This window comes from Achromobacter veterisilvae (assembly GCF_037619525.1).
Taxonomy (GTDB): Bacteria; Pseudomonadota; Gammaproteobacteria; order Burkholderiales; family Burkholderiaceae_B; genus Achromobacter; species Achromobacter veterisilvae.
On sequence record NZ_CP148753.1, the window covers coordinates 3801333 to 3815709 of the forward strand.

Genomic DNA, 14377 nt, shown 5'->3' on the forward strand with positions numbered 1-14377 from the left:
GACCGGCGCTTTTTTTCGGCCTGCCGTGCCGCAGGCGCCGAGCCGCGCGGTCAGGCGTGCGTGTCGATACGCGAACCCAATGTGGCATCCACCGCCAGCACGGGCAGCGACTGCATCAGCGTCAGCGCGGTATCCGCCTGGGCGTTCAGTGCCTTTTTCAATACCCGCGCCTGGATCTCCTGATTGAGATTCGCATCCTGCAAAGCCAGGGCGGTATTGACGGTGCTGCTGATCGAAGCGTCCATGTTCAGGCAATCCCAATGCGTAAAGCCCGGCACACGCCGGTCCGCAATTATTGCGCACAGTGCGACGCAAAGCCAAGTGTCTGAGCCAGGTGTCTGACACCCCTACGAGACAGCCCTCAATCCACACCGCTGTCCCCGGGTGTCCGACACCCATGAGCCACAGCCGACCGTTCCTATCAGCTCAGGCAGCCCAGGTGTCAGACACCCCAGGGCCACGGCCGTCCGTCGCCATCAAACCACTTCAGCCCAGGTGTCAGACACCCCATGAGACCCAGGTTCAATTCGCAGTTGCCCTCCACGGGTGCCTGACACCCATCAACCACAGCCATCCACCCCCCTCAAACCCCTTCCCGGCACCACTCCTCATAAGCCCTCCGCCGAGCCTCTGCATCCATCCCCATCGCCAGATACAACGCATGCAGATCCAGTTCCCCCCCATTCCCCCATCCCATCCTCGCCCGATAACTCGACCAAGGATACGCCGCGACAGACTCCGCCAGCCTTGCCCGCACCGGATTCATTTCAATGTACCGGCAGCATTCCAGCAAATACCGCTCGGCGTCGATCACCCGCGACTTGAAGCGCGCCTCCCACAGCGAGCCGCCAGTTTCCCGGCGAACATTCCAGCGCCGCGTCGCTCGCCTTGCCAGGCGTTGCATCAACACGGATACCGTCCGCGGATCGTCACCCGGCGTCAGCAGCAAATGCACATGGTTGGGCATCAGGCACCAAGCGTGCAGGGCGACGCCCAATGCCGTGCGATAGGTATGCAGATCGCGCAGATAAGCACGATAGGCAGCCGGACCATCGAACACGGCCTGCCGCCGATGGCCGCGCTGCACGACATGGTGGGGTTGATGGGCGATGAGAATGCGGGGAGGTCTTGCCATGGCTGCGCACGCGTATAAGCTGAATGGCGTTTCAGGATATGCGTTCGGCGCCGGGCGTGGAGCAAGGGAGGGATGTTTTCGGCACGCTGAAGCGGCGGGCGGGTGTCTGACACCCGGTAACGCCATCGCGGATTGATGCGTCTCCCCGTAAGGGTGTCAGACACTGAACGCGGTGCTCGCGTCCGCAGTCACGCAGATGGAAATGGCGGCGGTGTCCAGTGTCTGACACCCTTACGGGCGATCGCCACGAACCGTAGCGGTCTTCCCGGGTGTCAGACACCAGTGAGAAACCGCCAGCCCGACCCGCACAACGGCGTGCCCAAGCACTTGCCCCGTCAAGGCCGGCTCGGACATTCCTTGACCGTGCCCCAGGCACGATGCGGTTCACAGAACTGCTCGCGGGCGGTCCAGGCGCAATCCGGCCGCTCGAAAAAGCCCAGTTGCGCGCAACGCGCCAACTCGCTCTTGAGCGCATCCACCCAGCCCAAGGGATCCTGCGCGGCAATCTCGGTGACGCGCAAGGTGGACTGCGGCGCGGGCGAACCCGGCATGGCCGCGTGCCCCGGTGGCGAGGCAGGAACGGGCGGCGCCTCGGCAGGAACAGGCTCCGGCTGCGTAACCGCGCCGGGCCCAGGGCCGGGGACCGCTGCGGGCGAAGGATCCGCCTCAGGTGGCTGGTGGCCATCGTCTCCCGTGGGCGGCGACGGCACCCATGGCAGCAACGGCACCCGCACGGGTCCCGCCGCCGCCGCGCCGGAACGCGCCGTATTCGGCGAATTCCAGGACACGACCAGCAGCACCAGCGCGCCGTAGATCGCCAAGGTATACAGCACGGTCAAGGTCGCATAGCCCACGCGCTTGCCGGTTATCGGCCGCCCGCCATCGCGGCCCAGCAGGCTCCGCCAGCCGACCAGCGCCGCGCCGGGCGCGGAAATCAGCCACCAGCACATCCGCCGGAGCGGGCCGGGCCGATGCGAGGGAAGCGCGGCCTGCGCCTGGGCGGCCAGCAGTTCGCGCAAGGCGCGGTTCTCTTCTTGCAGACGCAAAGTCTGCTCGTCCAGCGGCGCCTGAGGGTCTGGATCCGGGGGGCTGCCGTGCTGCGTAGCGAGTGGATCGGGAGGCGTCGCGGTCATATTAAGAAAACTATAGATACAAAATCGTGCGGAGGCAATTATGGGGCAGCGGACACCGTAGGTAAACGAGGAACAGACACGGAAAAGTGGGGTTTGCTGTCCGATCGCGGCGCTCATTGTCTCGAAGACTACGAAAATGGAAGGGCCCTCAGCCAAGACATTGAATGGATAGAGGGGACGGCTACTGCGCGGCACGGAACGATGTGGTTCCGGGAGGACGTTCCTTCTAAGCCGTGCCCGGCGCTGGCGCCCGTCTGGATGGCTGGCCTGGGCCGCGATCCGGCTTTCATTGTTGACCGGTGATCAAGTCGAATCATGGTCTTTTCAGCCCTAGATTCGCGATTTAAGGTCACGTTCAGGCTGGTACGCTGCTTCAGATCATTTTTATTCTGCTTTGGAGCTTGCCTTGAACGCCCCAGTAACCCTTGACAGCCACAATCAGCATATCGCAGCTGCCTATGACAATCGGCCATATGTCTCCAAGGCGTTCTGGTACTCATCCCCAGGCCACTTGCGCGCCGCCGCTCACCTCTATGGTGTCGACACCGTGCCGTTGGAACGGGCCAGGGTGCTGGAGTTGGGATGTGCCGCGGGCGGCAATTTATTGCCTTTCGCCTTGGCCTACCCGAACGCTACGGTAGTAGGCGTGGATCTGTCACCTGTGCAAATCGAGCACGGGCGCCATATCATTGAGAAGCTCGGGGTGGAAAATCTGCAGTTGCATGCGCTCGATTTGAGCAAGATTACCCGGGAGTTCGGAGAGTTTGACTACATTATTGCCCACGGCGTCTTTAGCTGGGTGCCTCCAGAAGTCAAACAAGCATTGCTGCGACTGTGCCGCGAAAACCTATCGCCTAAGGGGCTAGCGTACGTAAGTTATAACGCATACCCTGGCTGGAAGGCTGGTGACGTTGTGCGCGATGCGATGACTTTGCATGGCTTTGGCGCTGAGACTGACGAGGAGCGTATCGGCAGTGCGCGGGCGGTGCTGGGTTTCCTGTCAGAGGGAATGGCTGCCAGTAATGGAATGGGGGTTGCGCTACAGAATGTCGTGCGGGTTTTACGTGAACAATCGGACTTCTATATCGAGCACGAATACCTGGAACGTTTCAACACGCCCTGCTATTTGGTCGAGTTCGCCGACGCCGCGGAGCAAGCGGGGCTCACCTATTTGGGAGATGCCGATCCGCATACGGAAGTCCCTGCCGCTTATGGGCCGAATGTCCAACTGCGCCTCGGCCTGATAGCGATGGGCAAACCCAAGGCGTTGCGTCAGCAATACCTGGACTTTGCCACGGGGCGGAACTTTCGCAAGAGCCTTCTGGTTCACAAGGACCGGGCCGCCGAGATAATGGCACTTCCCGACCCGGAGAAGCTGAAGGACTTGCGATATGCCGGCCGATTTGTGGAGCTGCCCACAACTCCACAGTCCGACGCGCGGCGGGTGGTCCGTAACCAGCGCGGTAATTCGATTGTGCTGGAATCTTCCACGATGGAAAGCGTTACCACTGCAATGACCGCGGCATGGCCGCGATGCGTGACCTACGAGGAGTTGGTCGCGGAGGTGAGCAAGACGCCCAGCCAGTTGACGCCTGAAGATGAGGTGTTGGCATGCTTGAACGCGCTGTTCTGCAAGGGCGGGATCGTTCATATGAGTATGGGAGAAGGGCCTTATGATCGCGACTCCCCAGATGTACCGACACTGATTCCCGGTTTCGCTTACTTGCATGGAATGCATGCAGAGGCTGGTTTTAGCCTTGGGGTTTTCAACCTTTGGCACAATGCCATCGGCGTCAGTTTGGACGGTGCGCAAGCCTGGCTGTTGCGCCACATGGATGGACAATCCGATCACAAGCAATTGCTCGCGAAGTTGATTCGTGCCTGGCAACAGGGCGTTGTGCCCGGGAGCGATGGGCAGTCTTTGGCGGGCCAACGCAATTTGGATGCGGCCGCGCAGAAATGCCTGAACTCCTTGATTCGTGTTCTGCGGGAGACGGCTGTGCTTCGTTAGGCATGCGCTTCATGCTGCAGGCCGGCGATGGAGTTAGCGCCCGATGAGGTTCGTCGGGCGTTTTCCATTGTATGGATAGCAGATGAACTGTCCGCGGCCCTAATCCTATAGCGACGCCGTGGCTCTTATACGTCATCTTGCGTTTTTCTATCTGCTCGACTATCGGCATTCAAAAAGCCTGGGTAGAGTCGGGCTGCATACAACATGATCTTTGATTCCGCTGACTCTCCTTCTTGATGTTCAAAAAGGTGTCAACCAATTCCAGGACGGGTCATTACGAATAAAGAAGCCCGATGAAAATTCATCGGGCTTCTTTCCCACAGACAAAGCTTGCGAAGAACCGTCGTCTATCGGTGTGAACCGATTCTAGGACGGGTCATGAAGTTGTCTTTGGCCGGTTGTGCTTGAGCTTAACGCAGCAGCGACAGGACGGTTTGCGGGACTTGGTTGGCCTGGGCCAGGACGGAGGTGCCTGCTTGTTGCAGAATCTGCGCCTTCGTCATGTTCGACACTTCCGTGGCGTAATCCGCATCTTCAATGCGCGAACGAGCGGCCGACAGGTTGTTGACCGTATTGTTCAGGTTGGCAATGGTCGACTCGAAGCGGTTTTGAACTGCGCCCAACGCGCTGCGGAAACCGTCAACCGAAGCCAGCGCGTGGTCGATCATGGCCAGCGGATCCACCGTGGCGGCATCACCCTTGGTCACGGCCACTTCGCCAGCGGCGTTCGGGGTGCCGAGCGTGGCGTAGTTGTAGGTGGGATTGTCGGCGGTGCCGCTCTTGATGACATACGTACCCGTGCCTTGGCCCGAGCTCGAGAGAACCTCGTGCAGGGTTTCGCCGGCGGCCAGGCCGGTCAGCGTGGCCGAAGCCGTGCCGGTCTTGACCTTGGTGACGGCGGCGGAAGTATCGACGTCGGCGGCGTTGAGCGCAGCCGTCGAAGAATCCCAGCTGACGTTACCGGTGGTGGTGTCCACAGTGGCGGCGTAATAGCTGCCGTCGCTGCCCTTGACGGCATAGCCGCCGTCGTTCAGCGCATACACCCCGTCGGCGGTCGGTGCGGTGCCGGGGTTGATCGCGACGTTCTGCAGGTCGGTGTTGGCGGTGATCGTTTGTTCAGCCACCGGCACCGAGGTCAGGGCCGTGCCGGGATTGACCACGTTGCCCACGCTGACTTCCGTCATGTCCGCGGCGTCAACATCTGCCTTCAGCGTCCAGGTGGTCGCGTCGGCGGCATCGTAGCCGGCTGCGGCGGTGTCAACGCTCACGCTGACGGCATAGAACTTGCCGTCCGAACCCTTGGTGACGAAGCTGTTGTCCAGCGTATCGGTGGCCGGAGTGGTGATGTACTCCGACGCCGCGTCGTTGCGCTTGTACAGGCCGGAAAGCGTTACACCGCCGGCGAGGGGGCCGTTGGCGATGGTGATCGCAGCGGGCACATTGCTGGTGCTGATTTCGACGTTGCTGACGGGGCCGCCGGCCACATCCACGTTGCTGGCAGCCACGGCGGTCGAGCCGGAGTCCCACGTCAGGTCGCCGGTGACCGGGTTGGTCGCCAGTTCGAAATACTGGCCGTCGCCGGCCTTGACCACATAACCCGTGCCGGCGCTGTTCTTGTACACGCCATCTGCGGTTTGCGCAGGTCCCGGAGTCGGAGTGAAGGTGTTCGCTTGTACGGTGGCGGTGGTGTAGGTGTCGATTTTCGTGCCGGCGGTGATCGCGGCGCCGACCGACTTGCTCGACAGGATCTTGGTCGTGTCCAGGTCACCCAGGCCGAGCGTGGAAGCGTTGATTTGCTTCAGGTCGATGGTGATGGTTTCGTTGTCGTTGGCGCCGACTTGGATCTTCAGGGTTTGATCCTCTTGCAGAACCTTGACACCGTTGAATTGGGTCTGGTCCGACACGCGCGTGATTTCGTCCAGGCGCTGGTTGATTTCAGCCTGGATCGACTCCAGGTCCGACTTCGAGTTCGTGCCGGTGGCGGCTTGCGTGGTCAGTTGGCGGATGCGCTGCAGGTTGTTGTTGATTTCGTTCAGCGCGCCTTCGGTCGTCTGGGCGATCGAGATGCCGTCGTTGGCGTTGCGGGCGGCTTGGGTCAGGCCGTTCACGTTGGCCGTGAAGCGGTTGGCGATGGCTTGGCCAGCGGCGTCGTCCTTGGCGCTGTTGATGCGCAGGCCCGAGGACAGGCGCTCGATGGCGTTGCCCAGTGCCGATTGCGACTTGTTCAGGTTGTTTTGAGCAACCAGCGACAGATAGTTGGTGTTGATAACTGCAGCCATGTTCAGGCTCCCAAGAGAGAAAAGCTTCTTCAAACTGGGCAGCAAGGCCGCCCACTGGTGTTAACGGGAAAGTTCGTTTACTTGCGTCTACGAATCCCTCCGTTGCCAGGATTACGGCAGTCCCAAATCAATCTTTAGGGCGATTTCGCGAAAGTCGAAATTCTTGTTGGGTCTTGCCGGCATCCGATGCCCGGCGCTTTCGCGGGTCGACGCCGGTCTCGGGGAGGGGGCGTTGACGTCTCTTCTTATAGAGAGAGGCAGTGGTGCGAGTGGGTGTCAGACACCCGGCGGCGTCTGCGCAGCCTGAAGGTCGGCCCGTGGGGTGTCTGACACGGGCGGGCCATCATCTATAGGACTAAATTACCTGCGCGATCTGCCCCTCCCGGGGCAGTTCCTGCCAAGATTGCTCCCGCAGTTTTGCGCGGATCCGCGCCGTGGCCTGGGAGCGCAGTTGGCACACCCGGGCTTCGGTCACGTTCATGATGGCGCCGATTTCCTTCAGGTTGAGGCCTTGCTCGTAGCAAAGCGACAGCAGCAGTTTTTCGCGGTCGGGCAGGGCGTCGATGGCGTGGATCAGCGCCTGGCGGAAGTCGCCCGCCAACAAGGAATCCAGCGGGTTGCCGTCGGCCGAGCCGTGGCTGAGCGTGGCCGACCAGTCGGCCTGGCCCGAGCCGGAGTCGGGCTCGATGGTGAAGTCTTCGTAGTGAACGATCTGCACGCCTTGGGCATCGTGCAGCAGTGTTTGGTAGTCGCCCAGGGGAATGTCCAGTTGTCGCGCGATCTCGGCCTCGGTGGGCGGGCGCATCAGGCGCTGCTCCAGTTGCTGGATCGCCTGTTCGATCTTGCGCGCCTTGGCGCGGACGCTGCGCGGCAGCCAGTCCTGGCCACGGAGTTCGTCCAGCATCGCGCCACGGATGCGGGTCGTGGCGTAGGTCTCGAATTGGGCGTCGGCGGTTTCCTGGTAACGCCGCACGGCGTCGAGCAGGCCGATCATGCCGGCCTGTATCAGGTCGTCCAGTTCGACGCTGGCCGGCAGCCGGGCGAGCAATTGCAGGGCCAGCTTCCGCACTAGCGGGGCATATTCGACCAAGCTGTCATCTGCGTGGGGCATTGCGGAATGTCGGGCGGTATCCATCATGACGCGTCGCCGAATGTTGTCAATTTACGACATTGTCGACAAACGCGCGGGGGAGGCTAAAGCAAACAGAATTGAGTGATCGGCAAGTTGCCATTGTGAACATTGGCGCCTATTTCATTCCTCGAAGTACGCAATGTTTTGAATGCTTGTTTTCTTAATTGGCGTAAATTTTGTGAGAAAGTTCTATGTCAAGGTGTATCGAAAAAGGCAAGTTGCGCAACATCAACAAAGATTTGTCATATAAGTCATAGAAAATGACATCACCTGTGGTAAATTTTACTTAAATTGCGAACAAATGATACATTTCGCATTAAAGCAGGGCGTGTCTGGATCTACGGCAACGGTGATTGCCGAACATTTTGCTTATCGAAGCCCCGTGGGCGGGAACGGAACTAGGGAGTTGGGCGTGCAACAAGTCGAAAATTCGTTGTTGGCAGACATTCGCGAAGTCAATTTGTCATATCTGTTACTAGCCCAGCGCATGCTTCGCGATGATTACGCCGCGTCGATGTTCCGCCTGGGGTTCAGCAACGAGGTCGCCGACATTTTGATGCGCCTTTCTCCGGCCCAGTTGGTCAAGCTGGCCAGCTCCAGCTCGCTGCTGTGCCGTTTCCGCTTCGATGACTACAGCTTGCTGTCCGCGCTGACCCACGACGTCCTGGGTGGTGCGCTGCAACAAGCGCACGCAACGATCCTGCTGGCCAAGCAACCTGTCGAAGAATTGGCCTGACGGCCTGATGAATTCCACTCGGAAACCCGTGTAATGGCCTCCAAGAGCGTATCCCAGGAAGCGGACGACATTCTGCTAGCCAGTTCCATGATCACGCTGGGAGCCCGGCTGCAGGTGCTGGAGGCTGAAACCAGCCTCAGCCACGACCGCCTGGCCCGCCTGTACCGAGAAATCCGCGGTTGCTCGCCTCCCAAGGGCATGCTGCCTTTTTCGGTCGACTGGTTCATGACCTGGCTGCCGAATATCCATTCGTCGCTGTTCTACAACGTCTATTCGTTCCTGAACACGCGCACCAGCAGCAAGGGGATACGGGCCACCATCGACGCCTATCGCCTGTATCTCGAAAACGCCGGCATGGATTCGTCCGAATCGGCCGAGCCGGTCCTGAGCTTCACCCGGGCCTGGATGCTGGTGCGTTTCTTCGACAGCGGCATGCTGCAACTGTCCGCCTGCCGCCAGTGCGGCGGCCATTTCATCGCCCACGCCCACGATCCCCAGTCGGATTTCGTGTGCGCGATCTGCCGGCCGCCACCCCGCGCGGGCAAGACGCGCGCCGCGGCCAAGGCGCGCGCCGGTACTCCCCCCGCGCCCGCCGCGAACATCGTCCGGTCCTGACCGGCGCGTTTCCAAATACATCAAAAGCCCTGGAAAACTCCCCGTAACCCGCCTTTTTGGGCCGGGGGGAACAGGGGATCATTTACGCCGGTGTTTTGCCGCCGGGCCGCCCCAAGGCAGAAAAGCCCCCTTGGGGGGCAGCAAGCCGAAGGCGCGGCGTGGGGGCATTTTTGCCGCCGGGCCGCCCCAAGGCAAAAAAGCCCCCTTGGGGGCAGTAAGCCGAAGGCGCGGCGTGGGGGCATTTCTGCCGCCGGGCCGCCCCAAGGCAGAAAAGCCCCCTTGGGGGGCAGCAAGCCGAAGGCGCGGCGTGGGGGCATTCTTAGACTTCGTTGGCAGGGGCCTGATGTGTTGATTGTTATCGGTTTTCTCGTGGTGTCCGTGTCGGTCGTCGGCAGCTTCATCGCGCTGGGCGGCCATCTGGGCGCGCTTTACCAGCCCTTCGAGCTCACGCTGATCTTCGGCGCGGCCTTCGGGGCCTTCCTTGCCAGCAACAGCAAAAAGTCGCTGATGCTGGTGAAGGCGGCGCTGCCCGACGCGCTGAAAAGCTCGCGTTACGGCAAGGACGTGTACATGGAGCTGATGGCGCTCCTGTACGTGCTGCTGAACAAGGCGCGGCGCGAAGGCCTGATGGCGATCGAATCGCACATCGAGGACCCGGAGTCCAGCCCGATCTTCAGCGAATATCCCCGCATCGCCAAAGACGCGAAGCTCATGGAGTTCATCACGGACTACCTGCGCATCATGATCAGCGGCAACATGAGCTCGTTCGAAATCGAGACGCTCATGGACGAGGAGATCGAAACCTACCGCCACGAGCGCGAAGTCCCCGCGCGCGCCTTGCACCAGATGGCCGACGGGCTGCCGGCATTCGGCATCGTGGCCGCGGTGCTGGGCGTGATCAAGGCGCTTGCCGCCGTGGACCAGCCTCCCGCGATCCTGGGCGACCTGATTTCCAAGGCCATGGTGGGCACTTTCCTGGGCATCCTGCTGGCCTACGGTTTCGTGGGGCCGATGGCCTCGCGCATCGAGCGCCGCAGCGACGAAGCCATGAAGGTCCTGGAGTGCATCAAGACCACGCTGCTCGCCAGCATGAACGGCTACCCGCCCCAGTTGGCGGTGGAATTCGGCCGCAAGGTGCTGTTCTCGGCCGTGCGCCCGACCTTCGGTGAGCTGGAAGAGCACGTCCGGCAAGCCAAGTCGGCCACGACCGGCAGGGCCTGACGGAGCTGTCCATGAGCACGGTAAACAACCACCGTGTGGTCATCCGCCGCAAGAAGGGCAAGGGCGGCGCGCACCACGGGGGCAGTTGGAAGATCGCCTACGCCGACTTCATCACGGCGATGATGGCGTTCTTCCTGGTGATGTGGCTGATCAGCGTCGTCCCGCGCGAAGAACTCAAGGGGATCGCGGAGTACTTCCGCATGCCCCTGCGCGTCGCCATCACGGGCGGGCCCAGCAATTCGGCCGAGACCAGCGCGGTGCCCGGCGGCGGGCAGGACCCGCTGCGCAGCGACGGCGACGTGCGCCGCGCGCAGGGCAACCGGGTCGAGGCCCAGCCCATGGGCGACGCCGAGCGCCGCGAGCAGCACCGCCTGGAAAACCTGAAAAAGCGGCTCGAGAATGTCATCGAGACCAGCCCGGTGCTGAAGAGCTTCCGGCCGCAGTTGCTGATCGACCTGACGACCGAGGGCCTGCGCATCCAGATCATCGACAACCAGAACCGCCCGATGTTCGCCACCGGCCGCGCGGAAGTGCAGCCCTACATGCGCGACATTCTCCGGGAACTGGGGCCGGTCCTGAACGAGCTGCCCAACAAGGTCAGCATCTCGGGCCATACCGACGCGTCGCAGTATGCGCGCGGCGAGCGCGCCTACAGCAACTGGGAGCTTTCGGCCGACCGCGCGAACGCGTCGCGGCAGGAATTGGTGGCCGGCGGGATGAACGAAAGCAAGGTCATGCGCATCCAGGGTCTGTCTTCGAGCATGAGCCTCGTTAAAGATGATCCATATGCGGCCGTTAATAGGCGTATCAGCCTCGTGGTGCTCAATCAGAGCACCCAGCGGCGCATCGAAAACGAGAACGCCGCCGCCGCGGACGTCTCGGCCAAGGATGCCCGCGAGGTGGGGACGGCAGTGGACGCGGCCCGAACGGCGGTCCAGGCCACGACGGCAACCAAACCAGGCGAAACGGAGAGCAACCCGTCCGCCGAAGGGGTTCGATAGCAATGGCGGCAACGATTCTGGTGGCGGACGACTCGGCGACGATGCGCATGATCGTCCAGGCGACGTTGGCAGGCGCGGGATGGACGGTTCTGACGGCCGGCAACGGCCAGGAGGCGCTGGAGATGGCCAGGCGCCACCCGGTGGACCTGGTGGTGAGCGACTGGAACATGCCGGTCATGGGTGGCCTGGAGCTGATTCAGGGTTTGCGCGAGGACGATCAGTATCTGGACGTGCCGGTGCTGGTGCTGACCACCGAAGACGACGTGGACAGCAAGATGGCAGCCCGGGATCTGGGCGTTTGCGGCTGGCTTTCCAAGCCGGTCGATCCCGATGTGCTGGTCGAATTGGCGTCCGAACTGCTCGATGAGCAGGCCGGCGCGTAAGCAGGTTCATTTATGAAGGCGTACGGGTCATGAGTTCTGGTTTGGACCTCAGTCAGTTTTACGAGACCTTTTTCGACGAGGCGGACGAGCTGCTCGCGCAAATGGAACAATTGCTGCTCGAGCTGGATGTGGGTTCGCCCGACATCGAACAGCTCAACGCAATCTTCCGCGCGGCCCACTCGATCAAGGGCGGCGCGGCGACCTTCGGCTGCTTCACGCAGCTCGCGGGCACGACCCACTTGCTTGAAAACCTCCTGGATGCGATCCGTCGCGGCGAAATGGCGCTGCGCACGGACATGATTGATATTTTCTTGGAAACGAAAGACGTGCTCAAAAGCCAGTTGGATGCCTACAGGGCCTCCGAAGAGCCCGATGAAGCCATGTTTGAGCGTATTTGCGCCGTGTTGAGGCAGCTTGCGCTGGAGCATAAGGACCCCGCCGCGGCGGCAGCCCCCGCGCCGGCCCCGGCCCCGGCCCCGGCTCCCGCTCCGGTGGTTGCGGCCCCGGCCCCGGCGCCCGCGCAGGCGGCCCCCGCGCAGCCCGAACCGCAGGCGGCTGTCGCGGACGCGGGCAGCGTGCCGCTGCGCGTGCGGATCACGAAGGTGTCCGACAAGGACGCCGCGTCCCTGCTCGAGGAAATGGGCAATCTGGGCACGGTCAAGGCCAGTGAACGCGCGGGCGGCGCCCTGACCGTGTGGATGGACAGCACCTGCACGCCGGACGATATCGAGGCGGTGTGCTGCTTCATCGTCGACGGCGATCAGTTGAGCATTGCCCGCGAGGCCGCGCCGTCGGGCGACGCCCCGGCCGCCGCGCCCGAGCCCGCCGCCGTCCAGGCCCCGGCTCCGGCCGAAGCGCCCGCCGCGCCGGCTCCGGCCGTCGCGGAATCGGCCGCCGCGGCCGAGGCCATCACCCAGGCCGCGCGCGCCGCCCGGCCCGCGGCTCCCGCGCACGCGGACAAGGAATCCACCTCGATCCGCGTGGGCGTCGAAAAGGTCGACCAGGTGATCAATCTGGTGGGCGAACTGGTCATCACGCAGGCCATGCTGGCGCAGACCGCGTCCACGCTGGATCCCGTGCTGCACGACCGCCTGCTCAACGGCATGGAGCAGTTGGAGCGCAATGCCCGCGACCTGCAGGAAGCGGTCATGTCGATCCGCATGATGCCGATGGACTATGTGTTCAGCCGCTTCCCCCGCCTGGTGCGCGACATCGCCAGCAAGATGGGCAAGCAGATCGAACTTCAGACGTACGGCCGCGCGACCGAGCTGGACAAGAGCCTGATCGAGCGCATCATCGACCCGCTGACCCACCTGGTGCGCAACAGCCTGGACCACGGCATCGAGACCCCGGAAAAGCGCGTCGCGTCCGGCAAGGATCCAGTCGGGCAACTGGTGCTGTCGGCCCAGCACAACGGCGGCAACATCGTGATCGAGGTCAGCGACGACGGCGCCGGCCTGAACCGCGAGAAAATCCTCAAGAAGGCGATCGCGCAGGGCCTGCCGGTCAATGAAAATTCGCCGGACGACGAAATCTGGCAACTGATCTTCGCGCCGGGCTTCTCCACCGCGGAGAAAGTCACGGACATTTCCGGCCGGGGCGTCGGCATGGACGTGGTGCGCCGGAACATCCAGGACATGGGCGGCCACGTGCAGTTGTCGTGCGAGCCGGGCAACGGCACCACCACGCGCATCGTCCTGCCGCTGACACTGGCCATCCTGGACGGCATGTCGGTGCGGGTGGGCGAGGAAACCTTCATCCTGCCGCTGAACCACGTGACCGAGTCGCTGCAGCCGACGAACGACCAGATCTACTCGGTCGCGGGCAACGAACGCGTCATGCACGTGCGCGGCGAATACCTGCCGCTGGTCGAGATGCACCGGGTGTTTTCGGTGGGCGAGGCCCAGACCGACCCCACCCAGGCCATCGCCGTTATCATGCAGGCCGAGGACCGGCGCTTCGCGCTGCTGGTGGACCACCTGATCGGGCAGCACCAGGTCGTGGTGAAGAACCTCGAATCGAATTACCGCAAGGTTCCAGGCATCTCCGCCGCCACCATCCTGGGCGACGGCAGCGTGGCCCTGATCGTCGACGTATTTGCGCTTGCGCGCGCCAACCGCGAGCGTTGGTCGCAGCCCGAAGCCATTCTGAATTGATGGAGAAATAAACCTCATGGCAGCCAAACCGCAAGCGCAAGCCGCGCGCAATGAAGATGTCGGCAGCGAATTCCTGGTGTTTACGCTGGGCGACGAAGAATACGGCATCGACATCCTGAAGGTGCAGGAGATCCGCGGCTACGACGCCGATACGGTCACCCGCATCGCCAATGTTCCGCCGTTCATCAAGGGCGTGACGAACCTGCGCGGCATCATCGTGCCGATCGTCGACCTGCGCATCAAGTTCAATCTGGGCCGCGTCGACTACAACGAGCAGACCGTGGTCATCATCCTGAACCTCGACCGCCGCGTGGTCGGCATCGTGGTGGACGGCGTGTCGGACGTGCTCATGCTCAATTCGGGCCAGGTCCGCCCGGCGCCGGAGTTCGGCGCGACGCTGTCCACGGAATACCTGACCGGCCTGGGCACGGTGGATGAGCGCATGCTGATCCTGGTGGATATCGAAAAACTCATGACCAGCGATGAAATGGCACTGGTGGAGAAGGTCGCCTCCTGATCGGAGCCTGGCCGTATGCGGGGTAGAGGCGCCATATTCGATCCGATGTGGCGCTTTC

General features: G+C 62.5%; 13 protein-coding genes. 8 read left to right on the forward strand and 5 right to left on the reverse strand.

Features of this window, described 5'->3' with window-relative positions:
* Nucleotides 1–50: 50 nt before the first annotated feature.
* From WHX56_RS17675 to WHX56_RS17685, 3 genes are all read right to left on the reverse strand, one after another.
* Nucleotides 51–245, reverse strand: a complete 195-nt coding sequence (locus tag WHX56_RS17675) for a YjfB family protein (RefSeq protein ID WP_338878525.1) — start codon at nucleotides 243–245, stop codon at nucleotides 51–53.
* A 338-nt stretch (nucleotides 246–583) separates the two neighbouring features.
* The gene (locus WHX56_RS17680; protein ID WP_338878526.1) at nucleotides 584–1135 is read right to left on the reverse strand and encodes an REP-associated tyrosine transposase; all 552 of its coding nucleotides are present in this window, start codon (nucleotides 1133–1135) and stop codon (nucleotides 584–586) included.
* Nucleotides 1136–1470: 335 nt separating this feature from the next.
* Nucleotides 1471–2181, reverse strand: a complete 711-nt coding sequence (locus WHX56_RS17685; RefSeq protein ID WP_338878527.1) for a hypothetical protein — start codon at nucleotides 2179–2181, stop codon at nucleotides 1471–1473.
* Nucleotides 2182–2674: 493 nt separating this feature from the next.
* On the opposite strand from WHX56_RS17685, the gene WHX56_RS17690 reads away from it, so the two are divergent.
* Complete coding sequence (locus tag WHX56_RS17690) at nucleotides 2675–4279, forward strand: class I SAM-dependent methyltransferase (RefSeq protein WP_338878528.1); 1605 nt, start codon at nucleotides 2675–2677, stop codon at nucleotides 4277–4279.
* Nucleotides 4280–4689: 410 nt separating this feature from the next.
* Here WHX56_RS17690 and WHX56_RS17695 read toward each other — a convergent pair whose 3' ends face one another.
* Complete coding sequence (locus WHX56_RS17695) at nucleotides 4690–6558, reverse strand: flagellin (RefSeq protein WP_338878529.1); 1869 nt, start codon at nucleotides 6556–6558, stop codon at nucleotides 4690–4692.
* A 355-nt stretch (nucleotides 6559–6913) separates the two neighbouring features.
* The gene (locus WHX56_RS17700; RefSeq protein WP_129247111.1) at nucleotides 6914–7669 is read right to left on the reverse strand and encodes an RNA polymerase sigma factor FliA; all 756 of its coding nucleotides are present in this window, start codon (nucleotides 7667–7669) and stop codon (nucleotides 6914–6916) included.
* Nucleotides 7670–8102: 433 nt separating this feature from the next.
* Here WHX56_RS17700 and flhD point away from each other — a divergent pair, with 433 nt between their 5' ends.
* The 7 genes from flhD (at nucleotide 8103) to cheW (ending at nucleotide 14319) form a co-directional block, all read left to right on the forward strand.
* The gene (gene flhD / locus WHX56_RS17705) at nucleotides 8103–8426 is read left to right on the forward strand and encodes a flagellar transcriptional regulator FlhD (protein ID WP_006219025.1); all 324 of its coding nucleotides are present in this window, start codon (nucleotides 8103–8105) and stop codon (nucleotides 8424–8426) included.
* Between the two features lie 33 nt (nucleotides 8427–8459).
* A complete protein-coding gene (gene flhC, locus WHX56_RS17710) occupies nucleotides 8460–9041 on the forward strand; it encodes a flagellar transcriptional regulator FlhC (RefSeq protein ID WP_338878530.1) in 582 nt (193 codons plus the stop codon).
* Between the two features lie 345 nt (nucleotides 9042–9386).
* Entirely contained in the window at nucleotides 9387–10262 is an 876-nt protein-coding gene (motA, locus tag WHX56_RS17715) for a flagellar motor stator protein MotA (RefSeq protein ID WP_129247107.1), read from the forward strand.
* Between the two features lie 11 nt (nucleotides 10263–10273).
* Nucleotides 10274–11263, forward strand: a complete 990-nt coding sequence (gene motB, locus WHX56_RS17720) for a flagellar motor protein MotB (RefSeq protein ID WP_129247105.1) — start codon at nucleotides 10274–10276, stop codon at nucleotides 11261–11263.
* A gap of 2 nt (nucleotides 11264–11265) precedes the next feature.
* Nucleotides 11266–11646, forward strand: coding sequence for a response regulator (locus tag WHX56_RS17725; RefSeq protein WP_129247103.1), 381 nt, complete (start codon nucleotides 11266–11268; stop codon nucleotides 11644–11646).
* Between the two features lie 29 nt (nucleotides 11647–11675).
* Nucleotides 11676–13802 (forward strand): chemotaxis protein CheA, encoded by a 2127-nt coding sequence (cheA, locus tag WHX56_RS17730; protein WP_338878531.1) that lies wholly within the window; start codon nucleotides 11676–11678, stop codon nucleotides 13800–13802.
* A 16-nt stretch (nucleotides 13803–13818) separates the two neighbouring features.
* On the forward strand, nucleotides 13819–14319 hold the full coding sequence (gene cheW, locus WHX56_RS17735; protein ID WP_129247084.1) for a chemotaxis protein CheW: 501 nt from the start codon (nucleotides 13819–13821) through the stop codon (nucleotides 14317–14319).
* The last annotated feature ends 58 nt before the right edge of the window (nucleotides 14320–14377 follow it).

Bases quoted from the DNA above. Each gene is read 5' to 3' on its own strand.
- flhC (WP_338878530.1), top strand. From the start codon at position 8,460: ATGGCCTCCAAGAGCGTATCCCAGGAAGCGGACGACATTCTGCTAGCC.
- WHX56_RS17725 (WP_129247103.1), top strand. From the start codon at position 11,266: ATGGCGGCAACGATTCTGGTGGCGGACGACTCGGCGACGATGCGCATG.
- motB (WP_129247105.1), top strand. From the start codon at position 10,274: ATGAGCACGGTAAACAACCACCGTGTGGTCATCCGCCGCAAGAAGGGC.
- cheA (WP_338878531.1), top strand. From the start codon at position 11,676: ATGAGTTCTGGTTTGGACCTCAGTCAGTTTTACGAGACCTTTTTCGAC.
- WHX56_RS17680 (WP_338878526.1), bottom strand. From the start codon at position 1,135: ATGGCAAGACCTCCCCGCATTCTCATCGCCCATCAACCCCACCATGTC.
- WHX56_RS17700 (WP_129247111.1), bottom strand. From the start codon at position 7,669: ATGCCCCACGCAGATGACAGCTTGGTCGAATATGCCCCGCTAGTGCGG.
- WHX56_RS17695 (WP_338878529.1), bottom strand. From the start codon at position 6,558: ATGGCTGCAGTTATCAACACCAACTATCTGTCGCTGGTTGCTCAAAAC.
- WHX56_RS17675 (WP_338878525.1), bottom strand. From the start codon at position 245: ATGGACGCTTCGATCAGCAGCACCGTCAATACCGCCCTGGCTTTGCAG.
- cheW (WP_129247084.1), top strand. From the start codon at position 13,819: ATGGCAGCCAAACCGCAAGCGCAAGCCGCGCGCAATGAAGATGTCGGC.